23 protein-coding genes are annotated in these 24,132 nt (G+C 58.6%); 16 read left to right on the forward strand and 7 right to left on the reverse strand.

Annotated elements, in window-relative coordinates:
- The first annotated feature begins 131 nt into the window (after positions 1–131).
- The 4 genes from AC05K6_RS00105 to AC05K6_RS00120 all read left to right on the forward strand — a co-directional run bounded on the left by AC05K6_RS00105 (position 132) and on the right by AC05K6_RS00120 (position 4,986).
- The gene (locus tag AC05K6_RS00105) at positions 132–1,295 is read left to right on the forward strand and encodes an acyl-CoA dehydrogenase family protein (RefSeq protein WP_448308141.1); all 1,164 of its coding nucleotides are present in this window, start codon (positions 132–134) and stop codon (positions 1,293–1,295) included.
- Between the two features lie 209 nt (positions 1,296–1,504).
- The gene (locus tag AC05K6_RS00110; protein WP_448308142.1) at positions 1,505–3,142 is read left to right on the forward strand and encodes a bifunctional ADP-dependent NAD(P)H-hydrate dehydratase/NAD(P)H-hydrate epimerase; all 1,638 of its coding nucleotides are present in this window, start codon (positions 1,505–1,507) and stop codon (positions 3,140–3,142) included.
- 80 nt (positions 3,143–3,222) lie between these two features.
- Positions 3,223–3,921, forward strand: a complete 699-nt coding sequence (locus AC05K6_RS00115; protein ID WP_476727414.1) for an SDR family oxidoreductase — start codon at positions 3,223–3,225, stop codon at positions 3,919–3,921.
- 6 nt (positions 3,922–3,927) lie between these two features.
- The gene (locus AC05K6_RS00120; RefSeq protein ID WP_476727415.1) at positions 3,928–4,986 is read left to right on the forward strand and encodes an NAD(P)-binding domain-containing protein; all 1,059 of its coding nucleotides are present in this window, start codon (positions 3,928–3,930) and stop codon (positions 4,984–4,986) included.
- Between the two features lie 7 nt (positions 4,987–4,993).
- On the opposite strand, the gene AC05K6_RS00125 is transcribed toward AC05K6_RS00120, so the two are convergent.
- Positions 4,994–6,595, reverse strand: coding sequence for a succinic semialdehyde dehydrogenase (locus AC05K6_RS00125; RefSeq protein ID WP_448308144.1), 1,602 nt, complete (start codon positions 6,593–6,595; stop codon positions 4,994–4,996).
- Between the two features lie 206 nt (positions 6,596–6,801).
- Between AC05K6_RS00125 and AC05K6_RS00130 the strand changes: the two genes are divergently transcribed.
- Entirely contained in the window at positions 6,802–7,692 is an 891-nt protein-coding gene (locus AC05K6_RS00130; RefSeq protein ID WP_476727416.1) for a Bax inhibitor-1/YccA family protein, read from the forward strand.
- A gap of 593 nt (positions 7,693–8,285) precedes the next feature.
- Here the strand turns inward: AC05K6_RS00130 and greA are convergent.
- Together greA and AC05K6_RS00140 are read right to left on the reverse strand one after the other, a co-directional pair.
- The gene (gene greA, locus AC05K6_RS00135) at positions 8,286–8,807 is read right to left on the reverse strand and encodes a transcription elongation factor GreA (RefSeq protein WP_476727417.1); all 522 of its coding nucleotides are present in this window, start codon (positions 8,805–8,807) and stop codon (positions 8,286–8,288) included.
- Between the two features lie 124 nt (positions 8,808–8,931).
- Positions 8,932–9,366 carry a DUF4307 domain-containing protein gene (locus tag AC05K6_RS00140; protein WP_293791020.1) on the reverse strand — a complete coding sequence of 145 codons (435 nt, stop codon included), beginning with the start codon at positions 9,364–9,366 and terminating at the stop codon, positions 8,932–8,934.
- A 109-nt stretch (positions 9,367–9,475) separates the two neighbouring features.
- On the opposite strand from AC05K6_RS00140, the gene mca reads away from it, so the two are divergent.
- The 3 genes from mca to AC05K6_RS00155 all read left to right on the forward strand — a co-directional run bounded on the left by mca (position 9,476) and on the right by AC05K6_RS00155 (position 11,703).
- Positions 9,476–10,375, forward strand: coding sequence for a mycothiol conjugate amidase Mca (gene mca, locus AC05K6_RS00145; RefSeq protein WP_476727418.1), 900 nt, complete (start codon positions 9,476–9,478; stop codon positions 10,373–10,375).
- Between the two features lie 103 nt (positions 10,376–10,478).
- Positions 10,479–10,922: a hypothetical protein gene (locus AC05K6_RS00150; RefSeq protein ID WP_293791022.1), complete on the forward strand. Its 444-nt coding sequence runs from the start codon at positions 10,479–10,481 to the stop codon at positions 10,920–10,922.
- Positions 10,923–10,932: 10 nt separating this feature from the next.
- Positions 10,933–11,703 carry an isoprenyl transferase gene (locus tag AC05K6_RS00155; protein WP_473964236.1) on the forward strand — a complete coding sequence of 257 codons (771 nt, stop codon included), beginning with the start codon at positions 10,933–10,935 and terminating at the stop codon, positions 11,701–11,703.
- A gap of 14 nt (positions 11,704–11,717) precedes the next feature.
- Here the strand turns inward: AC05K6_RS00155 and coaA are convergent, their stop codons facing one another.
- Positions 11,718–12,635 (reverse strand): type I pantothenate kinase, encoded by a 918-nt coding sequence (coaA, locus tag AC05K6_RS00160; protein ID WP_476727419.1) that lies wholly within the window; start codon positions 12,633–12,635, stop codon positions 11,718–11,720.
- 205 nt (positions 12,636–12,840) lie between these two features.
- Between coaA and glyA the strand changes: the two genes are divergently transcribed.
- Positions 12,841–14,151, forward strand: a complete 1,311-nt coding sequence (gene glyA, locus AC05K6_RS00165; protein WP_476727420.1) for a serine hydroxymethyltransferase — start codon at positions 12,841–12,843, stop codon at positions 14,149–14,151.
- A gap of 36 nt (positions 14,152–14,187) precedes the next feature.
- The gene (locus tag AC05K6_RS00170; protein WP_476727421.1) at positions 14,188–14,820 is read left to right on the forward strand and encodes an isochorismatase family protein; all 633 of its coding nucleotides are present in this window, start codon (positions 14,188–14,190) and stop codon (positions 14,818–14,820) included.
- 26 nt (positions 14,821–14,846) lie between these two features.
- On the opposite strand, the gene AC05K6_RS00175 is transcribed toward AC05K6_RS00170, so the two are convergent.
- Positions 14,847–15,851, reverse strand: coding sequence for an SLAC1 family transporter (locus tag AC05K6_RS00175; protein ID WP_476727422.1), 1,005 nt, complete (start codon positions 15,849–15,851; stop codon positions 14,847–14,849).
- A gap of 70 nt (positions 15,852–15,921) precedes the next feature.
- Here AC05K6_RS00175 and AC05K6_RS00180 point away from each other — a divergent pair, with 70 nt between their 5' ends.
- Positions 15,922–16,926: a LysR family transcriptional regulator gene (locus AC05K6_RS00180; RefSeq protein WP_476727423.1), complete on the forward strand. Its 1,005-nt coding sequence runs from the start codon at positions 15,922–15,924 to the stop codon at positions 16,924–16,926.
- Between the two features lie 10 nt (positions 16,927–16,936).
- Positions 16,937–17,815 (forward strand): enoyl-CoA hydratase/isomerase family protein, encoded by an 879-nt coding sequence (locus AC05K6_RS00185; RefSeq protein WP_476727424.1) that lies wholly within the window; start codon positions 16,937–16,939, stop codon positions 17,813–17,815.
- A gap of 24 nt (positions 17,816–17,839) precedes the next feature.
- Here AC05K6_RS00185 and AC05K6_RS00190 read toward each other — a convergent pair whose 3' ends face one another.
- The gene (locus tag AC05K6_RS00190; protein WP_293791030.1) at positions 17,840–19,015 is read right to left on the reverse strand and encodes an acyl-CoA dehydrogenase family protein; all 1,176 of its coding nucleotides are present in this window, start codon (positions 19,013–19,015) and stop codon (positions 17,840–17,842) included.
- Positions 19,016–19,758: 743 nt separating this feature from the next.
- A complete protein-coding gene (locus AC05K6_RS00195) occupies positions 19,759–20,127 on the reverse strand; it encodes a DUF5997 family protein (RefSeq protein WP_476727425.1) in 369 nt (122 codons plus the stop codon).
- A gap of 36 nt (positions 20,128–20,163) precedes the next feature.
- Between AC05K6_RS00195 and AC05K6_RS00200 the strand changes: the two genes are divergently transcribed.
- The 4 genes from AC05K6_RS00200 (at position 20,164) to AC05K6_RS00215 (ending at position 24,100) form a co-directional block, all read left to right on the forward strand.
- A complete protein-coding gene (locus AC05K6_RS00200) occupies positions 20,164–20,904 on the forward strand; it encodes a substrate-binding domain-containing protein (protein ID WP_476727426.1) in 741 nt (246 codons plus the stop codon).
- A 149-nt stretch (positions 20,905–21,053) separates the two neighbouring features.
- A complete protein-coding gene (locus AC05K6_RS00205; RefSeq protein WP_476727427.1) occupies positions 21,054–21,704 on the forward strand; it encodes an LGFP repeat-containing protein in 651 nt (216 codons plus the stop codon).
- Between the two features lie 262 nt (positions 21,705–21,966).
- Positions 21,967–23,358 carry a PhoH family protein gene (locus AC05K6_RS00210; RefSeq protein WP_476727428.1) on the forward strand — a complete coding sequence of 464 codons (1,392 nt, stop codon included), beginning with the start codon at positions 21,967–21,969 and terminating at the stop codon, positions 23,356–23,358.
- Positions 23,359–23,431: 73 nt separating this feature from the next.
- A complete protein-coding gene (locus AC05K6_RS00215) occupies positions 23,432–24,100 on the forward strand; it encodes an N-acetyltransferase family protein (protein ID WP_476727429.1) in 669 nt (222 codons plus the stop codon).
- The last annotated feature ends 32 nt before the right edge of the window (positions 24,101–24,132 follow it).

Consider the following 24,132-nt stretch of genomic DNA (forward strand, 5'->3'; position numbering starts at 1 on the left):
GTTGCGCTTTTCCTGCCCATTTTCAAAAACCGAGGAAGCTGGTAGGCAGTCTGCTGTAGCGTTACTCCCCGAAAGTATTTGTCGGCAAAATAACATGTCGGCGCTTCTCTACCAACGAGGGAGCCTTGGCCATGATTCTGGATAACTACCGCGCCACTTGGGAAACTGAAGAAACTGACGCCCTACGCCTGCATGCCCGCGAGTTTATCGCTCGTGAGGTGACCCCCAACGAGCTGAAGTGGGAAGAAAACCATCAGGTAGAGCGTGAGTTCTGGAATAAGGCAGGCGACGCTGGACTGCTGTGTGCGTCCATTCCCGAAGAATATGGTGGCGGAGGCGGCACCTTCGCACACGAAGCCGTCATCCAACAGGAGCTGGGGCTTGCCGGGGATTCCGCCTGGCACAACGGTGTGCACTCCGTGATTGTGGCTCATTACATATACCAGCTTGGTACTGAGGAGCAGCGTAAGCGGTGGCTACCGGGGATGGCTAGTGGTGAGCTCGTCGGCGCTATTGCCATGACAGAGCCGGGCACGGGCTCGGATCTGCAGAGCATTAAGACCAAGGCGGAGCTCGATGGTGATGAATGGGTAATTAATGGTTCCAAGACCTTTATCACTAATGGCACTCACTGCGATGTTGTGGTGATTGTTGCCCGAACCAACGACCAGCCAGGTGGCAAGGGGTTGTCTCTTATAGTCGCAGAGACAAAGGATCTTGAAGGCTTCGAGCGGGGACGGGTGTTGGACAAGATCGGCCAGCGAGGCCAGGACACCCGAGAACTTTTCTTTACTGATATGCGCGTGCCGAAGGATAATCTGCTCGGCGGCATCGAGGGCAAAGGCTTCATCCAACTGATGCAGCAGCTGCCTCAGGAGCGCTTGATTCTCGCAATTGCAGGGGCGTCGGCATGTGAAGGGGCAGTGCGCCAAACCATCAAATACGTCAATGAGCGCGAAGCGTTTGGCCGACCAATTCTCGGATTCCAAAATACTCAGTTCGTGCTGGCCGAGTGCGCGAGTGAGACGCTGGCGGCGAAGACCCTGACTGATCACTGTACGGCTCTGCACATCGAGGGCAAGCTGACGACAGCCCAGGCCTCTGCAGCCAAATACCTGGCCTCGGATCTGCAGAGTTCTGTGGCGGACCGTTGCCTGCAGCTTTTCGGTGGCTATGGATTTATGCGGGAATACCCAATCTCGCGGATGTACACGGACGCCCGCGTGCAGCGGATCTACGGCGGCACCAACGAAATCATGAAGCTGCTGATTGCCCGCGAGTTTAAGCAGGATTAGTCCTGGAGGGGAATGGTCTTTTGGAAGCTTAGAATTACTCCTGAAGATCAAGGCACCACTCCAGGAGGTAGCGAATGGCGCTCGGGTCAAAAGAGACCTAAAGGAATCCCGCGCCGCAGCGCTGGAAGCCTATGAGTTGATGCGGGCGCAGAGGGGTAGGTCAGGATAAGTCCGGGTGGCGAGGCGTGGACGTCCCTATCATGGGCAGCATGCGCACTCTTTATTCCGTCGAGGACATCCGTTCCGCCGAGACTGCTCTATTCGCTCGCCAGCAGCGAGCAGACGAGCTGATGCAGTCCGCCGCGCACGCCGTAGCCACCGTGACTCAGAACATGCTGGCGACGCAGGAGGATCCCGTGCTTTTGCTGGTTGGTCCCGGAGGCAACGGAGGCGACGCACTATACGCCGGTGCGGTGCTTGCCATGCAGGGGAAAAGGGTGGAGGCATACGCCATAGCGGGAACAGATAATGTTCACGAACGCGCCTCCCAGACCTTCACAGCAGCAGGCGGAAGCTTCGTGGCGCTGGGCGAGGACAAGGCTACGACGACGAATGAACCGTCGGCAGAATCCTGCCGCTACGGTGTAATCGTCGACGGAATGTTTGGCCTTGGTGGGCGGGGCGAAATCCCTGATGAGGTCGACGAGGTTCTCCGTGCAGCCAAGGTATTGGCCATCGACATTCCAAGTGGCGTGGTCGCTGACACGGGTAAAGCACCCGGCAAGCACGTCCGCGCCGACGTGACCATCACTTTTGGCGGGCTACGCCGAGCCCATGGTCTCAGCGCTGCATGCGGAACGGTGCTCTGCGAGGATATTGGTCTGGACGATGGCTCCCTGCTCTCTGCTGAGCTGGCCAAGTTGGAAGGCACTACTGCTTTGTGGCACACACCGGTCGAACTACTTGCTCACCACAATCAGCCTCTCCAGCAAATGGCCTGCACCCCGCAGCCATTGCCCGGCACTCTACCTGGCGAACCAGGTGCCACAGATGACAAGTACTCAGGCGGAGTCGTCGGAATCTGCGCAGGTAGTAAAGACTATTTGGGCGCGGGTGTGTTGGCCACCCTCGCGGCGGTTAACACCACCAGTTCGATGGTGCGCTACATCGGCGAGCACCCCGAATACGTCCTGGCCACCACCCCAGAAGTGATCGTGCACCCTACTGTCCGCGACGCTGGACAGGTGCAAGCACGCATGGTCGGTTCGGGTCGAGGCACGGACCGCGACGCTCGCCAGGAGCTCCTCGCGGTCCTCGATATGGTGCAGCCTTTGGTTCTTGACGCCGACGCGATCACCGTCTTGGCGAAGAACCCGGATGTGCTGGACGTTCTTCGTGCCCGCAACGCCCCTGTCTTGCTCACCCCGCATGACGGTGAATTCGACCGGTTAGCAAAGGCAGCTGGTTTGCCTTTGGAATCGCCAGACCGGATCACCTCTACTGAACGTCTGGCCCGAGAACTGAACTGCACAGTGTTACTGAAGGGACGCTTCACCATCATCGCCAACCCACAGCGAGCCTTGGTTGTGGATACTGCGTCGTCATGGGCGGCCACCCCTGGATCCGGCGATGTGCTGGCCGGAATCCTCGGTGCGCTGATTGCACGCGATGCCGGCAGACGCGCCCGCGACGGTGGATATGCCGAGGCAGGGCAAGCCGAGTTTGAGACGCACGAGGCGGATTATGTGGTCGATACAGCTGCGGTCGGTGTCGCGGTGCACGCTGCGGCGTCATATATATCTGCCCTTACACCCTATGGTCTGGCGCCGACCTCCGCGCTGAAGATCGCGCAGCACATCCCTCACGCGACAGCATGGTTGAGGTCGGTTGTCGGCGGGCAAGGGTAGGACTAGTACAGACAGTAAATGCATGGAGAAAACAAATGCATAGGAAATCGCCTGTGGACAAAGGAAGGACGAAGCGAAACATGGATCGCAAGATTGCACTTATTACCGGCGGAACCCGAGGCATTGGTCTCGCGATTGCACACCAGCTGCAGGACGATCACCACCTGATTATCGGCGGTAGCTCAGACAAGGCACATGAGGTCGCACAGCAATTTCCTAGCGCGCAGGGATTTGTGGCGGATCTTGGCGATACTGATGCCATCGGCGCCGCGGTGGCCGACCTGGGGCTAGATAGCCTTGACGTATTGCTGCATTCCGCCGGTGTAGTGGCCCATGACCCAGTAACAGAAACCACGCCTCAGCAGTGGAAACATGCTTTCGACATTAATCTTTTCGCTGTTGCGGAACTCACCCGGCGCCTGCTTGGCGCGCTGCACACTGCTCACGGCATTGTGGTGACGATCAACTCTGGTGCGGGCTATCGATCCAGCGCCGGGTTTGGCCCATATGCCACGACGAAATTCGCGCTGCGCGCCTACACCGATGCTCTGCGAGAGGAACAGCGAGGCAAAATCCGTGTGAGCTCTATTCACCCCGGCAAGGTCGATTCCGACATGCAGCGTGAGATTCAAGCCCACCGCGGTGTCGCCGAGGGAGACTACGACGAAACGCAGTTCATGCGCCCCGAATCCGTGGCCAAAGCCGTGCGCCTGGCCGTTGATGCGACTGAAGATGCGATGGTTGAGTCGCTGACGATTCGCCCTGCTAACGGGCGCTAACCACGCATGGATACTCACGTTCTAGACTGCGCCATTGTCGGCGGTGGACAAGCGGCTCTGGCTACTGCGTTTTATCTTCGCCGGGAGGAGCGCCGCGGCCGCCGAACTGTAGATTTCGCAGTGTTCGACGAGCAACCCCAGCCAGGCGGTGCCTGGCAGCACATGTGGCCGGCGATGAGGCTTTTTTCCGCCACAACTTTCTCGAACCTGCCTGGCATGCCAATGCCGGGATATGAAGGTTTCCCGCCACCCGACCATGTGGTTTCCTACCTGCGCGAATACGAGCAGCGCTACAACTTGCCCGTGATCCGCCCAGCCCACATCGAGCGCGTGAACTTCGATGAGCTAACCGGCCTATTTCACCTGCACGGCCACTACGGCGGGACAGCGCGGACATGGCGTGCACGGACAGTGGTGGCGGCAACGGGCACGTGGTCGGCTCCGTTCGTGCCCTACTATCCGGGCACTTTCAAGGGCACACAGTGGCACACGGCCACTTATCCTGGTCCGGAGCGCTTCGCCGGCACTTCCGTAGCCGTCGTTGGTGCGGCTAATTCCGGTGCGCAGATTGCGGCCGATCTACTTGAGTTCGACGGCGAACAAGGAGGCCGGGGTAACGTCACCTGGTACGTCCGCCATGCACCCCGCTGGATGCCCGATGATATCGACGGTGCCGAGCTCTTTCGTCGCAACCGCGAGCGCTATCATGCCATTTCCGCTGGCCACACCGACCCTGGTGCGGATTCATCCTTGGGGGATATCGTTATGCTCCCCGCCGTCCGCCGTACGCGCGACGCAGGCCTACTACGCGCCACACCGATGTTCGACAACCTCGACGACGTTTCCGCCGATCACCTTATCTGGTGTACCGGCTTCCGCCCGGCCCTCGGCCCTTTCCGCGGGTTGCTTTCCTTTGCTGGTGACGCCCCCTCGCCCCAACCTCCCGGACTATTCCTCGTGGGCTATGGCGATTGGGTGGGACCAGGTTCTGCCACCATCACGGGCGTGGGCGTATACGCAAAACGGGTAGCCGCCGAGGTTGTGGCGACCACCCGTGGGCAATAGGGGCTAGCTACGGCAGTAGACGGAAGGTCTTGCCCGTCTTCAGCAGGTTCAGCATGACCGTGGAGAAGGTCTTGCGGCTCATGGATTCTGGGCCACGGAAGTACATGAAACGCTGTGAGGTGACGTTCTGCGTTGCCGTGTACTTCTGCAGCCCTTCCGCACCGTGGCGGTGGGACATACCAGATTCCTTCATGCCACCCATTGGGTTATCAATGGCCGCCCAGCTGGAGGTGTAGCCATCATTGAGTGCAACAGAGCCGGACTCAATCTTCGGGCCGATCTGCCAGGCGGTCTCATCAGCCGCGAAAACAGAAGCATTCAGGCCATAATCCGTGTCATTGGCTTGTTCAATTGCGTCGTACAGGTCTTCCACCGGCTCGATGTACACCACAGGGCCGAACACTTCTTCGGTGCGCAGCAGCGCATCCTCCGGTACGTCCGTCAGGACGGTCGGCTCGTAGAAGTATGGCCCCAAGTCCGGACGCTTGCGGCCACCGCACACAATGTTGGCGCCCTTTGCCCGGGCATCCTCAACATACTTCTCGACGGTCGACAGCTGGTCAGCGGAAGCCAGGGATCCCATCTGGGTCTCCCATTCAAACCCGGATCCAATGCTCATCGCCTGCACGCGCGAAGTAAAGGCGCCGACGAAATCTTCGTAGGACGCCCGCTCCACATAAATGCGTTCGATGGAAACGCAGAGCTGTCCGGAGTTGGAGAAACAAGCATCCACCGCGCCGCGCGCTGCGTAGCTGATGTCCGCGTCGTTGGCGATGATCAGCGGGTTCTTGCCACCCAGCTCGGCAGAGTAGCCGACCAGACGTCGACCCACCTGCTCGCCCAGGATCTTGCCCGTCGCGGTGGAGCCGGTGAACATCAAAAAGTCGCACTGGTCTGCGATAGCACTACCAACCACACGGCCTGAGCCAGTAACCAACTGCACCAGGTCGCGCGGCAGCCCGGCGTCGAAAAGCAGCTTAAAGATCAAAAGCGCGGTGAACGGTGTAGCGGAGTCGGGCTTGGCAACTACGGCGTTGCCGGCGATAAGTGCGGGAATCGCGTCGCCGATGCCCAGGGAGAGCGGGTAATTCCACGGGCTAATTTGGCCGACGACGCCGAGGGGGTGACGGTACTCAATCGACTTCGCCATGATCGACATCGCGGAAGCACGCTTGCGGGGCTTCATGAACTTCTCGACGTTGTTGGCGTAGTAGCGGGCGTTGTTGGCAACGTCCATGACCTCGTCGAACGAGCTAGCGCGGTTCTTGCCAGTTTCCAGCTGCACCATGTCACAGAGGAGGTCTGAGTTCTTCAGCACAAGATCATGGAAGCGGCGGAAGATGCGCTTACGCTCTGCAAAGGGGACATGAACCCACGACTGCTGGGCACGGCGGGCGAAACGGAAAGCTTCGGTGACATCTTCGGCAGAGCCGCTGGCGACCCAGCCGATGGTCTCACCCAGGAAAGGGGCTTCGATGTCGAGACGCTTGCCGTCGTAATCATTATCGAGGTTATGCAGGCGGGCATTGGTGGTGAGGTTACGCAGCTCTACTTCTAGATCAGCAGGAAGAGCGGCTACGGAAAGACGCTTGTAATTGGTTCGTTTCATGTTTGGGAGACTACCTAAAAGGCTGGGGAAGTGTGTTCGTTCTAAAAGTTTTTTAAGCAAACAAAGGTTGTAAATTGATGTGTGTTGGGAACATTTGAGGAGGCTTAGACGTTGGTAGGATGTACGCGAAAGGGTGGAAGTGCACTGGTCGGTTGATTGGTGGCTTCCAACTTCCACAATGACCAGCAGAAAATGGAGAGTAAGGAATGAAAAGCTCGAACCCGTTCATGGGGTCGCTGGCCAAGAACCAAGGCCGGCACCCCTTTGCTCAGCAAGGAAACCAGGGCGGTTACGGCCCGCAGCAGGGGATGAACCCCTACGCAACCTCCGCCCACAGTGGCGTACAGACCGCAGCTATGGGCTATGGCATGCAGGATGCTGCCAACTACGGTCAGGCCGGGACTGCCGACCGTCCGATGACTGTCGACGATGTTGTCACCAAAACCGGCATCACCCTGGCAGTGATCGTCGCACTTGCAGTGGTGAACTTCATCATTGGACTCAGCAGCCCGGACCTGGCAATGATGCTCACTTTCGTTGGCATGATCGGTGGCCTGATTGCTGTTCTGATTTCGGCTTTCGGCAAGAAGTACGATTCTGCTCCCGTTACTCTGACCTACGCGGCTTTTGAGGGCTTGTTCGTCGGTGGCTTTACCTTCTTGCTTTCCGGTGCTGCGGTCGGTGATTCTGACGCCGGCATGTTGATCGCCCAGGCGGTATTGGGCACCATTGGCGTGTTCATCGGCATGCTGTTTGTTTATAAGACGGGCGCTATTCGCGTAACGCCGAAGTTCACTCGTTTCATGGTAGGGGCAATGATCGGCGTGCTGGTTTTGGCGCTGGGCAACCTGGTGTTTGCGCTGGTCACGGGATCTGCAGGTATTCTGCGCGACGGTGGCCCGATCGCCATTGTCTTCTCCCTGGTCTGCATTGGTATTGCAGCGATGAGCTTCCTGCTGGACTTTGACCAGGCTGATCGCATGGTACGCGCTGGTGTTCCATCCAAGATGGCTTGGGGCGTGGCAATGGGTCTGGCTGTGACCCTGGTCTGGCTCTACACCGAGATCCTGCGCCTGCTCTCTTACTTAAGGGACTAGCAGGAAAGGTTAGTGCTAGTGCCTTGAGGTTCAGGCGCCTTGCATAATGGGGCGCCGGCAATGAGGTACCGACAACGGGGCGCCGAGCGTTAGTTGTCTAGGGAGCCTCCGGATTTTCCCGGGGGCTCCCTTTTGCTGTCCTGTGCCGACTGCTGCTTCCGCTGACCTGCTTGTGGACTGTGGCTGCGGCTTTCTGCTGGCTTGCTTGCGGGCTGTTGCTTCCGCTGGAATTGCTCATCAGCCGGTGGCTGTGGCATTTGCAAGGGGTGTGGTCGGTGGGGAATGTCGCTAGATCGGGAAAGTGAAAAAGTTTTCGTCTGGTGCGAATTTTGAGCATCTCTCTGACCTGTGGGTTCGTCGGAATGGGAATTGATATCAATAACAGATTCCCGATCTAGCGACATTTCGCAGCAAAAACCGGCTTGGGAGGACGGGGCAGACCCTTTCCAGAGGCTAGGAGACCCCAGATCGTCCCCTGGAACAAGAAAAAGGGCGCCCGCAGGCGCCCTTTTCATTCCTGGTTTACAAAAACATCGCCAGCCGCAGCAAATGTTATTGCCGCACCACAGCCAGCAACCATCGCCAGGCGGAAATTACTGCTCCTCGCGGGGAACGTCCAGGTCGGGGTCGTAAGGCTCAGCGGAAACGATCGTCACAGAGACGGTATCCCCGGCGGGGGTCTGGTACTCGCGGGTCTCGCCGACCTTAGCGCCGACAATGGCCGCGCCCAGCGGTGCATCGGTGGAGTAAGTCTCCAAATCAGGGTTGGAGGACTCCAGGCCACGGGTGCCGATCAGGAAGGTCTCCTTATCGTCCTCGTCACCGTCGTAGTAGACGTGGATCACGGAACCAACCAGTGCCACGCCGGACTCCTGCGGAGCCTCACCGATAGTGGCGCTATCCAGCAGCTCCTCCAGGTAGGTGATGCGTGCTTCCTCCTGCCCCTGCTGCTCGCGAGCCGCGTGGTAGCCACCGTTCTCCTTCAAGTCGCCTTCTTCACGGCGCTCGTTAATCTCAGCGGCCAGCACCGGACGGTTCTCCTTCAGAGCCGTCAGCTCCGCGTTCAGTCGGTCGTAAGATTCCTGAGTCAGCCAGCGAGTCTGGTTCTCGGCCATTGGGTTCTCCCGTCTTCGTTGAAGGTTCACGCGGTCTCCCACGTGGGCGTCAATAGATTAATCAATAGGCGTGCAAAGTCTAGCATTTAGCGTAGGAGCCGGAGACAGACTGCCAAGGTAGGCGCTAGTTTTGCGGATTTAGGTGAGGGGCAAGCGTGCTGGAGCAACCATAGGCAGTGGCCGCGTAGCCTCGTTCGCGGGTCGGAATGTCAACCTTGAATCGCTGCACGCTCTCGCCACCGGCGGGGATGACGAACTCACGGCGCCCGACTTCGTTTTTGTCATAATCCAGAGCTGTGACGATGCAATAGGCAGCCTTCTGGGGATCCTTGCGAGTCACGTCGATGCTCATTGTCATGCGCTCATCCGAAACGATCTCGCCACCGGATTCCTGGGCCGTTACGTCCGCATCCGACGTGCGCAAGTATTGATTCACCGCGTAGGTCAGCGCCGCGGCCAGCATGACCGCCAGGATCACCACAACGATTTTCCCGGAGAATTTCTGGTTGCGTGTTTCGCCGTAACGCTCTTCTTGGATGCTGTTCTTCGCCGCGTTCATGATGTCTCTAGTCTAGCCCACCCCTTTCTTTATGACGCCTTCATCCCCAGCCCACTCCAGGCGGCGATTTTATTGGGTAGGGGAGGGATGAATAGTAGATTGTGAAATCGTGAGTAATACGACATCTTCCGCCGCCGATTCGCGATACCGTCTGCTGGCTATCCATGCGCACCCGGACGATGAGTCCAGCAAGGGTGCGGCGACCATGGCACGTTATGTCGACGAAGGCCACCGGGTGAAGGTGCTGACCTGCACCGGCGGCGAGCGGGGGGACATTCTGAACCCGGAGATGCAGTCCGTGGCAGAACAGGGCATCGGCGAGATGATCGAGGTGCGCCGTGAGGAGATGGCCCAAGCCGCAAGCATTCTGGGAGTAGAGCACGAATGGCTGGGCTATGAGGATTCCGGCCTGCCGGAGGGGGATCCGAAGCCACCTCTGCCGGAGGGGTGCTTTGCGCTGCAGGATACGGAGGAAGTCACGAAGGATGTCGTGCGAGTGATCCGCGAGTTCCGCCCGCACGTGATCATCACGTACGACGAGCACGGGGGATACCCGCACCCGGATCACATCAAGGTACACGCGGTATCCATGCGCGCTTGGGAGGCTGCCGGTGATCCAGATTTCCACCCGGAGCTGGGGGAACCTTGGGAGCCTAAAAAGCTCTACTACACCCACGGCTTTATTCGCGAACGCTTCGAGGATCTAGCAACCGCACTGTATGAACAGGGCGTGCAGCTGCCCGAGAATGTCGTCCAGCACTTGCAGTTGTGGAAGCAACTGCCGGATATTCTGTCCCGGGTGACGACTCGTGTAAATGTTGCCGATTGGTTTGAGCGTCGCGACGATGCTCTTCGAGCTCACCGTACCCAGATCGATCCGAAGGGAGCGTTCTTCTTGGCAGATACAGAGCTGCAGCAGAAGATCTGGCCCACCGAGGAGTTCGAGCTGGCGCAGTCGCGCGTGCACAGCGAGATCCCGGAGACGGATCTGTTCGCAGGCTTGGACTAGTATCGACGCCGCCCGCTGAACTAGTTCTAGCTGCTCAGGTTTTCCCACACGCAGCCGACAAACTACAGTTGATGGCCAAAGAGGACTTAAGGAGTTTCCAGCGATGAACACCGCCAGCACTGCCACGTGGATCTTGGCCCAGGCAGAGCGCACTGGCCCAAAGGGTGCGGAGTTTGGCAAGGCTGCACCCATCGGCCTGTTCGTAATCCTCATTTTGCTTCTGGTCGTGTTGCTCATTGGCTTCGCTATGAACAAGCGCATCCGTCGCCTTGAGCGCCGTCAGGCCTTTGCTGAGGCACGTGGTATTAGCCTCTTCGACACGGAGAAGCTGGAAGCAGCGATGAAGGCTGAGGGCTTTGACGAGACTGCTAGCAAGCGATCCATGTTCGCCCGCACCGAGGTGCCACAGACCGACGATCGTTTCTTGCCCTCCTCCGGCACACTCACGGGGCCGGCTGCTATTGATGCTGAACGGGCGCGAGCTAAGGGCGTCGAAAACGCTGAGAAAGCCGAGAAGGCAGACCGCGAAGAACCGCCGAAGCAGTAAGATCAAGATTGTGAATCGTATCCCCCAACTGCTCTACCCGGCATATGAGGCGAGCTTAGCGCGTTCGCTGCGTGAAAAGCCTATGCCGAAGCACGTTGCCATCATGGCCGATGGCAATCGGCGCTGGGCGCGTGAGAATGGGTTCACGGATGTTTCGCATGGTCACCGCGTGGGGGCGAAGAAGATCGCGGAGATGTGCGGCTGGTGCGATGAGCTGGGAATTGAGACCGTAACCGTCTACTTGCTCAGCACCGAGAATTTGAAGCGCTCTGCGGAGGAGCTCTCGCTGTTGTGCAGCATCATCGGCGATGTTGCGGAAGAACTGGCGGATTCCGACGCCGGATTCCAGCTAAGGACCGTTGGCCACCTTGAACTTTTGCCGGAGCAGCTGCGCGTTCGTTTAGAGGAAAACCAGGCCAAGACGAAGGATCACACAGGTGTGCGTGTGAACGTGGCGGTGGGTTATGGAGGCCGCCAGGAGATCGTGGACGCTGTGCAGACCCTGGTGGCTGAACTGGCTGAGCAGGGAACCGCGCCGGAGGATATGGCAGAGGCCATTACGGCGGAGGCGTTGGGCAACCACATGTATACCTCTGGTCAGCCGGATCCGGATCTGGTGATTCGGACGTCAGGGGAGCAGCGATTGTCGGGGTTCCTCTTGTGGCAGTCGGCTTACTCCGAGATTTGGTTTACGGATACGTATTGGCCGGCCTTTAGGCGCGTAGATTTCCTACGTGCGTTGCGTGATTACTCGCAGCGGCATCGTCGCTTTGGGCTGTAGAGGATTTCTGGAGCCTAGATTTTCCGCATGCGCACCTTTTGCACTAGGTGATCGGGTCCCTTGCGAAGAACCAAGGAGGCGCGCACACGGGTGGGCAGAATGTTCTCCATCAGGTTGGGAAGGTTCACGGTCTGCCAGATCTCGCGGGCGACAAGGGTGGCTTCTTCATCGCTGAGGTCGGCGAAGTGGTGGAAGTGAGCCTCCGGATCCTTAAATGCGGTGTTCTTGAGGCGTAGGAAGCGGTCGATATACCAGTCTTCGATGTCCTCACGCCGGGCGTCGACGTAGACGGAGAAGTCAAAGAGGTCGGACACCATAAGGGTGGGGCCAGTCTGCAAGACATTCAATCCCTCGACGATAAGAATATCCGGGCGATCGACCGTGATCGCTTCGTCGGGGATTCTGTCGTAGGCCTCGTGTGAGTACACGGGCGCCTCGACCTTCTGGGTGCCGGATTTCACCTTGGTGACAAAGCTCAGCAATTCGGCCTGGTCATAGGATTCCGGGAAGCCCTTTCGGTGCATGAGTCTGCGACGTTCCAGCTCGGCGGTGGGCAGCAGGAAGCCGTCGGTGGTAACGAGATCCACCCGCGGGTTTGTTTCCCAGCGTTGCAGTAGAACCTGCAGCACGCGGGCAGTGGTGGATTTGCCGACGGCTACGGAACCACACACACCAATGATGTAGGGGATTGGTGGCAAAGGCTCGCCCAGGAAGGTTTCGGTGGCGGCGTTCAGCCGACGGTGTGCCTCAACGCGCAGGAAAATGAGGCGCGAAAGTGGCAGATAGACCTCGGAGACCTCTTCCAGGTCAATTTCGTCACCGATGCCGCGGAGTTGTTCCAGTTCATCTTCGGTGAGGACCTGGGGCATCGATTTTCTAAGCGTGCGCCACTGAGTACGGTCCAGCTCAATGTAAGGGCTGGGGGAATTCATAGCCCCATTGTGCCCCGAAAAAGGGGCAAGGTGAAATTGAAAGGGGGAAAGGAAGTATTGGAGAGTTCGAGCCGGTGAGCTGGGTTGCCTGGGGTGGTGCCCTAACCACTCGCTATGATGGTGGGGCAGATAAGCAAAAGTTCTATCTTTCGCCTTATTTCATTTCGTCCACATTTTCATCCACAAATGGAAGGCCCTCGTCGACGTGACTTCTCCGCAGAATTCGTCCACACAGAACTCCTTACAGCACAACACTCCTCTGGCGGAGCTGGATCCGCAGGTTGCGGAGGCTATCGCGGGTGAGCTGCGACGTCAGCGCACCACGCTGGAGATGATCGCCTCGGAGAACTTTGTTCCGCGTGCCGTATTGCAGGCACAGGGTTCGGTTCTGACTAACAAGTACGCCGAGGGCTACCCGGGGCGCCGCTACTACGGCGGTTGCGAGCACGTGGATATCATCGAGGATCTGGCTCGAGAGCGCGCTAAGCAGGTCTTTGGCGCGGAATTTGCCAATGTGCAGCCGCACGCCGGTGCACAGGCCAATGCCGCTGTGCTGATGTCGCTGGCTAATCCGGGTGACAAGATCATGGGTCTGTCCCTGGCACATGGCGGTCACCTGACGCACGGCATGCACCTGAACTTCTCGGGCAAGCTCTACGAGGTTGCCGCCTACGAGGTCGACCCGGAGACCTTCCGTCTGGATATGGACAAGATCCGCGAGCAGGCTCTCGCTGAGAAGCCACAGGTACTGATCGCCGGCTGGTCCGCATACCCACGCCACCAGGATTTCGCAGCGTTCAAGTCCATCGCGGAAGAGGTCGGTGCGAAGCTGTGGGTGGACATGGCGCACTTCGCTGGTCTGGTAGCGGCAGACCTGCACCCGTCGCCGGTTCCGCACGCCGACGTGGTTTCCACCACGGTGCACAAGACGCTGGGTGGCCCACGTTCCGGCATGATCTTGGCTAAGCAGGAGTACGCCAAGAAGCTGAACTCTTCTGTCTTCCCGGGCCAGCAGGGTGGCCCGCTGATGCACGCTGTTGCTGCGAAGGCTGTGGCCATGAAGGTTGCGCAAACCGATGAGTTCCGTGACCGCCAGAAGCGCACTCTGGAAGGCGCAAAGATCCTGGCTGAGCGTCTGAACGCACAGGATACGAAGGACGCTGGAGTGCAGGTTCTCACGGGTGGCACTGACGTGCACCTGGTGCTGGTGGATCTGCGCAACTCTCAGCTGGATGGCCAGCAGGGTGAGGATCTGCTGCACGAGGTTGGCATCACCGTTAACCGCAACGCTGTGCCTTTCGATCCACGTCCGCCGATGGTCACCTCCGGCCTGCGCATCGGTACCTCCGCCCTGGCGTCCCGTGGGCTCGATACGGAGGCCTTCACCGAGGTTGCCGATGTCATCGGTACCGCTCTGGCCGGTAACGCGGACGTTGCGGCTTTGCGTGCCCGTGTGGACAAGATCGCCGAGGATTTTCCGCTCTATGATGGGCTGGAAGACTGGAAGCTGGTCTAAGTAGCCCAGCGGCTTTAAGAGTAGGGGTTTAGCACTATGGGCAGCACGCAGGCGAAGGATGCAATCATCGTCGTTGACGTCCAAAACGACTTCGTCGATGGTTCCCTGGGAACTGACCGTGGCCTAGAAGTGGCGCGCGGGATCAACACCTGGCTGGGCGGCCTGGCGCACGCCGAGGGGGAGGAATCGGAAGCCGGCGTCGGCTCCCCGGCTGCCGCCCGCCCGCTCATCGTCGGCACAAAGGATTGGCACATCAAGCCCGAAGGCCACTTTGCGCCAGAGGGGGAGGAGCCGGATTACAAGGACACTTGGCCGGTTCACTGTGTAGCCGACACCCACGGCGCGCAGGTCTGTGCCGAGCTGGACCCTGAACTGGTGGACGTCTGGTTCCACAAGGGCGAATACACCGCCGCTTATTCCGGCTTCGAGGGCCATCTTGCGGGTGAGGAACAAACACTTCAGCAGTGGCTAAACTCCCACGAGGTCGAGAACGTGACGATCGTGGGCATCGCCACCGACTTCTGTGTCCGTGCCACGGCGCTGGATGCTTTGAATGCTGGGTTCCACGTGTGCGTCATCGAGCAACTGTGCTCGGCGGTGACTGAGCAGGGCGGCAAGTCCGCTATTCAGGAGCTGGAAGACGCAGGCGCGGAGATTATCCGCGACTAGGCCATCTCCCACGCAATGCTTTCGTGCTAGCCGGCAATTACGATGTCCGGTCGCCGCGATAGTTTGTGAGCCCCGAGTGCTGCCCAAACGACGTGGAGCAGAAGTAAAGCCAGTAGGGCGGCGCTGAGGGTGTCCATCCATCCCAGATCCCACACCAGAAGCGTGGAATTTATGGATTTCTCGGCCAGGGTATGGGTTCCAAGACAGCACGTACCCACGGGGAAAGTGCTGGCCCACCAGGTGGGGTTATAAGGCATGGGGGCACTGCCCAGGGCTGTTCCCCAGTGCTTGACTATGGCGTAGCCGGCGAGGGGAATGCCAACGCTCAGTATTACTAAGCCGTAGACCGTGGCACGGAAGTGCCACTGGTCACCCGCAAGCAACTGTGCGGCCACGGTGGACTGGCCGACGAGTCCCAGCGGAATCCACGCGGTGGTGGCGAACTGGGCGGGGATGATCGGGAAGGTGCGCGCGTAGACGAAGGCAAATGTCGGTACTGCCGTCACCCAGGCCAGGGCAAAGCATGCGACCCCGATTCCGTGCACAGTTGAGCCCCACTCACCCACATGGGGTGCCAGCTGAGCCGAGGCAGTAGCGGCAACCATAGGCGCTACTAGGGGCAGCCCCCAGGTAAAGGCGGGAGCTGGGCGGCTAACAAAGAGATAGCGGAAGAACTTCACGCACGTGATCGCGCCAAGGACGGTCCCGACGGCCCAGCAGAAGGTGTGAACTGACCAGCTGCTGAAGATGAGGGAGTAGGCACTTCCCAAGGCGAGGATGCCCATGGAAGCCATTCCCCATGCCGGCATGGCGCTCGAGTGGAAACCCGGGTTGCGATGTCTAAGGAACCCCACGGTGAGAGCCAAAGCGAGGAGTGTCGCCACGCCAAGCATTAGCTCGGCAGGGAGGTGCCCCAGCGTTGAGCTCAGGTGAATGTCAATGAGTGACGCCGTGATGCCCAGCCCCATCACCGCTCCGGCCCAACCGGGGCCTAGGGGCGGTAGGTCGGGCTTGCTGTGCTTCGTACTCATATTCTCGAGGCTAGGCAGTGCTCGGCAGTAGCGGGAGAGTGTATGTGCTGGACAGGGTTACAATGAATGCATGTACCCCCAAAGGAATCTTGATAACGAAGGGGATTCTTTCCCTGCTCAACGTGGCTTTGTTCCTGACGCCCTCACAGTAGATTCCGTCCTCGCTGTCGCTCGGTATGGAGGCATGAACCGGGCCGCAGAGCATCTGAACGTCTCGCAACAGACTGTCAGTATGCGCATTGCCAAGTTGGAAAAACACCTAGATGCGCGCATCTTCTGGCGCGGAGCCGCAGGGAGTTCCACCACGGAGGTAGGCCGCCAGGTCGTCCGCGTACTGGAGAGCCTAGAAGAAGCGCTCGACGAATGCGCTCGTGGCCTTGAAGAAGCACTGGGAGAAGGCGTTGTCGAAGAGGTTAAACTCGTGGCCTCGAACACCGTGGCGGAATTGGATTACCCACGTTGGGCAGCGAAGTATTTGCGCACCAGCCCACAGACTCATCTGCATATGCGGCAACTCAATAGCCAAGAGGCGCAGCGCCAGGTTGTCCAGGGCCAGGCGGAACTGGCGGTAGTAGAGGGAAACTGGGTCTCACACGAACTGCACCAGCGGGTGCTGGGGCACGATGAACTGGTGGTTGTCGCACCTGCAGAACACCCCTGGGCGCAGGCCAACGATCATGGTCATTCGGACACTAAGCCGGGGAAAACGGCGTCAAGAGAAAAAATAGTGACGAAAAACGAGTTGAAGTCCACGCCTTTGGTGCTACGCGAACCGGGAAGCGGCACCAGGGAAGTGGTGGAGGCAGTGTTGGGCGAGCTCGCTCCACCGGCGGGGGAATTTGGTTCCCTGGGGGCTCAACGTACGGCAATCGGTGCGATCGGGGCGCCAGGGGTGATCGCGCGAAGAGCCGTAGCGTCGCAACTAGCTACTGGGCAGTACGTGGAGGTTCCGGTGGCCGGAGTCAAGTTCGACCGGCCGCTGCGAGTGGTGTGGAGCTCGAAGAACCGCCTCTCCGAGCCGGCCCTCCGTTTCCTGAGCTTCCTTGCGAGCCAAGCTGACGGGCAGATGGCCTAGAGTTTGTTCTATGACTCAGGACACTCCAAACTCTGCTAACTCTGTTAACACTGCGAACACCGCTAACTCTCCAAGCACTGCCGCTGCGTCGACGACGGCGGGCGACATCGTGCAGGTCTCCACAGTTGGAGCCGTACGCTACATCACCATCAACCGCCCGGAGGCATACAACTCGCTGGATAAGGCGCTGCGGCTTGCGCTGATCGATGCATTCCGGGAGGCGCGAAAGGATTCGGAACAACTCGGCTCCGCCGTGCGCGCTGTGGTTCTGCGCGCCAACGGTAAGGCATTTTGTTCCGGACAGGATCTGCAGGAACAGCTGCAGGATACGCAAAACCGCACGGGGATGGAAAAAGTGGTGGAGGAGTACAACCCGATGGTCGAGCAGCTCACCGGCATCACCGTGCCGACCATTGCCGTGCTACAGGGACCAGCGGCAGGAGTTGGTTGGGGGTTTGTGATGGCCTGCGACTTCCGCGTGATGTCAACGGCTGCGTCGTTTAAAGGTGCGTTCACTGGTGTGGGACTAGCCGCGGACTCCGGACTGTCGAAGACACTGGTGGATTGTGTAGGGAGGGCGAAAGCCCTGCAGTTGCTGCTTCTGGATCGAAAAGTTCCCGCTGACGAGGCTTATGGGCTAGGACTGGTCGAGAACCTGGTGAAGCCAGAAGAGCTAGAGGCCACGGCAGAGAAGTTGGCGGTATCTTTCGCCAATGGGCCGACGGCGGCCTATAAGGAGATGAAGGCGCTGGTTAAGAATGCCGCGGCTATCAGTGAGGCAGCGGCGGCTGAGGCCGACGCGCAGTTGCGTCTGTTTAACACCGCTGACCATAGCGAAGCGGTGGCTGCTTTCGTAGGAAAGCGACCACCGCAGTTTAAGGGGGAGTAGGGCTAGAGCCCTACTTTTAGAGCCCTACTTCTCGCCCTTGGCCAGGCGGCGAGAGATGATCTCGATCATGATCTCGTTCGGGCCGCCGTAGATCGGCTGTACGCGGGAGTCCAGGTAGTGCGTGGAGATCGGGTACTCCAGCATGAAGCCGTAACCGCCGTGCAGCTGCAGTGCCTCGTTGACGACCTCAATCTGCAGCTCAGTGGTCTGGTACTTGGCCATTGCACCGGTGACCTCGTCCAGGGTGCCGTTGACCTTCTCCATGATGCAGGCATCAACGAAGGACTGGGAGGTCTGAATGTTGGTAGCCATCTTGGCCAGCTCCCAGCGGTATGCCTGGTGGTCGATCAGGCGCTGACCGAAGGTCTTGCGATCCTGAGAGTGCTTGTACACCAGATCGAATGCGCGGCGGGAGGTAGCGATGGAGCCGACGGCGATGGACAGGCGCTCCTGAGCCAGGTTGGTGCGCAGGTAGCCGAATGCAGCGCCCTCTTCGCCCAGCAGGTTCTCCTTCGGAACGCGGGTGTCCTCGAAGGACAGCTCAGCGGTGTCCTGGGACTTCAGGCCGACCTTCTTCAGCGGACCGGTCTTGGTGTAGCCCTCCATGCCGTCCTCGACGATCAGCATGGAAACGCCGGCGCGACCCTTCTCCGGGTTGGTCACAACGACCAGCAGGGTGAAGTCAGCCTGGACACCGTTGGAGATGAAGGTCTTGGCGCCGTTGACGATGTAGTCGCCGTTCTCGTCCTTCTTTGCGAAGGTACGGATGCCAGCCAGGTCAGCACCTGCGCCCGGCTCGGTCATAGCCAGAGCAGCGATCTTCTCACCAGCACAGAGCGGCTTCAGGAAGCGCTCCTTCTGCTCGTCGTTACCAAAGCGCTGCAGGTAGGGGATGACCAGGTCGTTGATGGTCTGGATGCCCACGATGACGGAGCCGGAGTCAGCCTTGGCCAGCTCCTCGGTCAGTACAGCGTTGAAGCGGTAGTCGTTCTCCATTCCACCGCCGCCGAACTCCTCCGGAGCCATCATGCCCAGCAGGCCCTGCTGGCCGGCCTTCTGGTACATCTCACGGTCGCAGTAGCCCTGCTCGTGCCAGCGGTCGACGTTCGGGGCGATCTCGGCCTTCACGAAGTCCGCGCAGGCCTCGCGGAACATGTTGTGCTCTTCTTCGAAAATGTTGCGTGGCAGGAAGTTCTTCATGGGTTCCTTTCAAAACCAAGACGTTGGTTGCTTGAATACTGAACCGGTTGAGACGTTGAGACTCTGTACGTCTCTGTATGTCTCTTGTGCACTCGTCATGCGTTCGGCCAGATTCTTAAACATCAGCGTCGGCTATAGAGAGTTATTGTGTTGCAGCTCGATAGCAAGCCCGCATTGTGACGTGCATCTCTGCGTTGCTTATGAGAATAGCATCTTCTTGTTCGAGAAGTACAAGAAAACCCCTCGATGTCGGGCGAAGGTACACCGACGAAATCCTCGCATGTGGGAATCTTTCCCCCCAAGGGGGAGGGTGAGTTGATTTCGTGCCACATAAGAGCAGGTCAACTATTTAATCAATATTTTTGTTGTTTAAATATTGACAACCGAAGTGAGGGTTGGCTAACCTCATGGATGTGTCGCAGGCTAGTCACCTGAGGCGCACTGCAGTTGTGGAATATGTTGCAGTACTAAGGAAGGTTCACATCGCTGGAGCGTTGAACATGCGTTGCGGGTTTCTCTCTTCTCCCTGCATACTCATGTGCTCTAGTCGTGGCTTCTTATGAAGTGCTGCGGTTGTTTATCCGGCTACTTCACGGCAGTCAGCTTCGTCACCTGGCAACCGTTTACCGGAACTGGCTTTTCGGTGGCTCGTCACCATCGGAACCAACTTTTTGCCGCAAGGCAAAAAGAAAGGGCGAGGAAGGGTCCGAACTATCGGGCTCATCCTCGCCTTTTTCTTTATCTCATTCAGCCTCGTTGTCCTCGCGCTCACTAGCCAACTTATGTCTTGCTTCTCGCAGCCAATCCGGCTGATTCTCAAGCAGTGCCTTGATATCGGCGGTGGTCAGAGGCTTGTCCATCTCATTGTTCTTCAAGGACGTGATGCTGATCCCCAGCTTGCGTGCCACCTCTGGACGCGGGTGCGGTCCCTCGCGACGCAACGCCTGCAGCCAGGCGGGAGGATTCTTTTGCAGCTCAACGAACTGCTCATGTGTAAGTGCGGAATCTTGGAACTCCTGCGGGGTTGCAGGAAGATAAATGCCCAACTTCTTGGCGGCAGTGGCGGGCTTCATGGGCGGGCCGGATCTGTAACTCGGGTTCGCATCAGTCATGACCATCATTCTAATGAAGCCCCTATTATTAGTCCCATGCCAGATGTTCCCGCTTCACAGAAGCAGCAGTCCGCCCGTCGCGTCTCTCAACCGAAGCGTCAGGCGCGTCACCTAAAGGTTGTTTTCAGTACTGGAGTGCAGCCCGATAAATGGTTTGGCCGATTCGACGAGCGCGTACCGGGCTGGAAGATCGCTAGTGCGGGAACTGAGGATCCATTGGCTTATATACGCTCTCACCAGGCAGATGTGGCTTTGGTGCGTTTGCCCGCCGCTGGCTATGAACGCCCTGCGGACATGCATGAGGTGGCTTTGTATGAGGAACAGGTAGGTGTTGCAGCGCCCAAGGAGCATCCCGTCAAGCTCATGGACGCTATCGACTACCAAGAGCTCACTGATGAAAAGCTGATGTACATTACTCCGTCGACAGGCTGGGACGATGTCGCTGCTCTTCGTGAAGCCCTCCAAGTGGTGGCTGCCAACGTGGGCATTGCTGTCGCGCCGCGCCCATTGTTGCGTGCTCTCAACCAGCGCGGTGTAGTGCACCGAGATCTTTTTGGAATTGACGCCACCACGTGTCCCCGCACTCGCGTGGCTCTCATGTGGCTGACCGAATCCGACAGTGACGTCATTCAGGACTTCGTAGGGATATGTAAAGGGCGCACTGCGGGCAGTTCTCGACAGACTGCTGTTAGGGGGAGAAGTGGCGTCAATAAAAAGGCTGCTAAAGGCAGTAAAACGGGAAAGAAGAAAAGGCAGAAGAGGCGCTCTGGAGCTTAGCGTAAAAATAAAGAATTCGTTGCAGTTGGGTTAAGTTATTGAACGACAGCTGCGTTAGGGGGAGCTTCCTATTAAAAATAGATCGGTAGGTCTTTTACATAAAGTAAAGATGAAAAGTCGGTTAAGCCGATAGAAAGGTAAAAAAAAGAATGAACTCTAACAAGCGTTTCCGTCGTTCCGCAGTCGCGTTGGCCGCCGGTGCATCCCTGGTTTTCGGTGTCTCTGCCTGCTCCGAGGAGGACAAGGACAAGGCTACCGACGCTGCTAACTCCGCAACCGACAAGGCAGGCGACGCTGCCGGCTCCGCTTCCGAAAAGGCTGGCGACAAGGCTGACGAAGCTAAGGACAAGATGTCCAGCTCTGAGGAATCCGAGGGTGCAGACGCTGAGGGCTCCGATGCCGAGGGTGCCGGTGCTGAGGGGGAGACCGTGAAGGTCAAGACCGCTAACGGTGAAGAGGTTGAACTCCCCAAGGATGTGAAGACCGCCTGGGACAACGAAGGTGGCGAGACCGGCGCTTTCGGCAAGTTGACCGAGTTTAAGGACGGCGAGAAGGGCTCCCTGGCCACCTTCGAGAAGGGATGGATCGCAAACTCGGAGGAGAACGGCGCAGTCCCGCTGATCGGCAAGATCGGCGAGACTTGGGCAAACGGTGGTGGCCTGGACAATGAAATCGGCCTGCCGACCGCTCCGGAGCAGGGCGATGCGGCTTCCGGCTGGACCCAGTCCTTCCAGAACGGCACTATTAAGTGGGCCAAAGACGCTTCCGGCAAGTTCGCGGAGACCATCGAGAAGCGCTAAACACATAAGTTCTAACCTTCAAGTAGAACTTGATAACCCCAGGTGAGGGGCACGAGATGCCTCAAACCCTGGGGCTTTTTTGTGTTTACCTAGAGTTCATCTGACAACAATGTAATTTCCATGCAGCGAGCATAGCGTCGGTGGTGTCCGAAGCAAGTAACAACTACCCACCTCATCCGTTTCCCGGATGTAAAGCGTAGCTTTTGCAACGCGGAATGTCCGGGTTGATTAACTCATGATCCCTGCAAGGAGCGCCATCTCCATGACTTCCGCCACGCCCACCGATCAAGCTCACCAGACTTTTCACGCCGATCAGGCTCTCAACGCTCACTCCGACGCAGAGCTTGGCCTGCGCACCTATGTTCTCGACACCTCGGTGCTGCTATCTGATCCTTGGGCACTCATCAAGTTTGCGGAGCACCGCATCATCCTCCCCGTCGTCGTCATCAGCGAGCTGGAGGGTAAGCGCCACCACCCCGAGCTCGGATGGTTTGCTCGCCAAGCCCTGCGCATGCTCGAAGATTTCCGCCAGGAACATGGCCGCTTGGATATGCCCAGCATCATCAACGACGAAGGCGGCACGATCCAAGTAGAGCTGAATCACGTTGATCAGTCCGTTCTTCCCACTGGTCTGCGCGGGGAGCAAAACGATCACCGCATTCTCGCGTGTGCTTTGAACCTGCGGGCAGAAGGGCACAGCGTAACGTTAGTTACGAAGGATGTCCCGCTGCGTGTGAAGGCCGGCGCGGTGGGCTTGGACGCCGACGAGTATCACGCTCAAGACGTTGTGCTGACTGGTTACAACGGCATGGCTCGCGCTGAGGTTCCATCCGGAATCATTGACGAGCTTTATGACGTCGGAGAAGCCGACATCTCCGGTGCCCTCACCGTAGATGGCGACGAGGTGGACGAGCTGCCGATCCACTGCGGTCTGCAGCTTACTGCTGGTAGCCAATCGGTGCTTGCACGCTCGCTGGGCGATGGCATGGTGCGCCAAGTGCCCACTGACCTGGAAGCCTTTGGCATTCGTGGTCGCAGTGCTCAACAGCGCGTAGCTCTGGATCTACTGCTCGATAACGAGGTTGGCATTGTGAGCCTTGGCGGATCCGCGGGTACAGGCAAATCTGCTCTCGCGCTGTGCGCCGGCCTGGAAGCAGTTTTGGAACGCGGCGAGCATAAGCGAATCGTTGTGTTCCGGCCGCTGTACGCGGTGGGTGGCCAGGATCTCGGTTACCTGCCAGGCAGTGAGACCGAGAAGATGAACCCCTGGGCGCAGGCGGTCTACGACACCCTGGAGGGCGTAGTAAGCGATAACGTGCTGGAGGAAATCGACGCTCGCGGCCTGCTAGAGGTTCTTCCGCTCACGCACATCCGCGGACGAAGCTTGAACGATAGCTTCGTCATCGTTGATGAAGCACAGTCCTTGGAACGCAACGTGCTATTGACTGTCCTCTCGCGTCTGGGCCGCAATTCCCGAGTGGTGCTTACTCACGATGTTGCACAACGCGATAACCTGCGCGTTGGCCGACACGACGGCATCCAGGCGGTTATCGAGAAGCTGAAGAATAATCCGCTGTTTGCGCACGTTACTCTCACCCGTTCCGAGCGCTCTGCGATTGCTGAACTAGTCACAAACCTCTTGGAGAAAGGCTAGTTCGCTGACAGCTGCCGGCTGTTAGCTGGCTGTGAGTGGCGAAACCAGTGGAACGTGAGGCAGAATTTCTTCCATGACTTCCGCGAATACCGCAGGGACCCCTTCACAGAACAGCGCCACTAGGAGCGCTGAGGGTAGTGCCAAGCAAGCAGTCTTTATCCGCCTCATGGTGGAGAAAGACTACCCCCAGGTTCAGAACATTCTGCAGACCGGGATGGACACAGGCGAGGCAACGTTTGAAGAAAACGCGCCGGAAGACTGGGAGACCTTTATGCGTCACCGTCTGCCTGAGCTTTCGTTTGTCGCCATTGACACAGATTCCGCAGCCGCCGCGGCCGCAGGCCTAGGCGAGGATGAGGAAAAGGTTCTGGGCTGGATCACCGCCACCTCCGCCAGCCACCGAGACGTCTTTGATGGAGTGCTGGAAGACTCCATCTACGTTCACAAGGACGCTGCGGGCAAGGGCGTGGCCGGCAATCTATTGGATCGGTTGCTCAAAGACGCAGCTGACCAGGGGCACTGGGCAATGCACTCCAGCATTTTTCCGGAGAACGAAGGATCAGTGCGCCTGCACCTTTCCCGCGGCTTCGAAAAGGTGGGAATCTTCCACTGCATGTCCCACATGAACTACGGCCCTAAACAAGGCACCTGGCGCCACAATATGGTGATGGAGAAGATCCTGGAGGGCGGCCCGGCATGGGAGTACTACCAGGAAAACCTGGAGCACAGCGAAGACGCCTAACCAGGGAAGGAGATTTGGCCTTCCCCGTAGCC

The organism is Corynebacterium sp. TUM25020, assembly GCF_056388495.1.

What these genes read in the sequence shown, in the direction of transcription:
- AC05K6_RS00140 (WP_293791020.1), bottom strand. Translation starts at nt 9,366, where the DNA reads ATGAACGCGGCGAAGAACAGCATCCAAGAAGAGCGTTACGGCGAAACA.
- AC05K6_RS00200 (WP_476727426.1), top strand. Translation starts at nt 20,164, where the DNA reads ATGCCAGATGTTCCCGCTTCACAGAAGCAGCAGTCCGCCCGTCGCGTC.
- AC05K6_RS00210 (WP_476727428.1), top strand. Translation starts at nt 21,967, where the DNA reads ATGACTTCCGCCACGCCCACCGATCAAGCTCACCAGACTTTTCACGCC.
- AC05K6_RS00195 (WP_476727425.1), bottom strand. Translation starts at nt 20,127, where the DNA reads ATGACTGATGCGAACCCGAGTTACAGATCCGGCCCGCCCATGAAGCCC.
- greA (WP_476727417.1), bottom strand. Translation starts at nt 8,807, where the DNA reads ATGGCCGAGAACCAGACTCGCTGGCTGACTCAGGAATCTTACGACCGA.
- AC05K6_RS00175 (WP_476727422.1), bottom strand. Translation starts at nt 15,851, where the DNA reads ATGAGTACGAAGCACAGCAAGCCCGACCTACCGCCCCTAGGCCCCGGT.
- AC05K6_RS00215 (WP_476727429.1), top strand. Translation starts at nt 23,432, where the DNA reads ATGACTTCCGCGAATACCGCAGGGACCCCTTCACAGAACAGCGCCACT.
- AC05K6_RS00190 (WP_293791030.1), bottom strand. Translation starts at nt 19,015, where the DNA reads ATGAAGAACTTCCTGCCACGCAACATTTTCGAAGAAGAGCACAACATG.
- AC05K6_RS00150 (WP_293791022.1), top strand. Translation starts at nt 10,479, where the DNA reads ATGAACACCGCCAGCACTGCCACGTGGATCTTGGCCCAGGCAGAGCGC.
- AC05K6_RS00180 (WP_476727423.1), top strand. Translation starts at nt 15,922, where the DNA reads ATGTACCCCCAAAGGAATCTTGATAACGAAGGGGATTCTTTCCCTGCT.
- coaA (WP_476727419.1), bottom strand. Translation starts at nt 12,635, where the DNA reads ATGAATTCCCCCAGCCCTTACATTGAGCTGGACCGTACTCAGTGGCGC.
- AC05K6_RS00170 (WP_476727421.1), top strand. Translation starts at nt 14,188, where the DNA reads ATGGGCAGCACGCAGGCGAAGGATGCAATCATCGTCGTTGACGTCCAA.
- AC05K6_RS00120 (WP_476727415.1), top strand. Translation starts at nt 3,928, where the DNA reads ATGGATACTCACGTTCTAGACTGCGCCATTGTCGGCGGTGGACAAGCG.
- AC05K6_RS00105 (WP_448308141.1), top strand. Translation starts at nt 132, where the DNA reads ATGATTCTGGATAACTACCGCGCCACTTGGGAAACTGAAGAAACTGAC.
- AC05K6_RS00130 (WP_476727416.1), top strand. Translation starts at nt 6,802, where the DNA reads ATGAAAAGCTCGAACCCGTTCATGGGGTCGCTGGCCAAGAACCAAGGC.
- AC05K6_RS00125 (WP_448308144.1), bottom strand. Translation starts at nt 6,595, where the DNA reads ATGAAACGAACCAATTACAAGCGTCTTTCCGTAGCCGCTCTTCCTGCT.
- AC05K6_RS00115 (WP_476727414.1), top strand. Translation starts at nt 3,223, where the DNA reads ATGGATCGCAAGATTGCACTTATTACCGGCGGAACCCGAGGCATTGGT.
- AC05K6_RS00205 (WP_476727427.1), top strand. Translation starts at nt 21,054, where the DNA reads ATGAACTCTAACAAGCGTTTCCGTCGTTCCGCAGTCGCGTTGGCCGCC.
- AC05K6_RS00110 (WP_448308142.1), top strand. Translation starts at nt 1,505, where the DNA reads ATGCGCACTCTTTATTCCGTCGAGGACATCCGTTCCGCCGAGACTGCT.
- AC05K6_RS00185 (WP_476727424.1), top strand. Translation starts at nt 16,937, where the DNA reads ATGACTCAGGACACTCCAAACTCTGCTAACTCTGTTAACACTGCGAAC.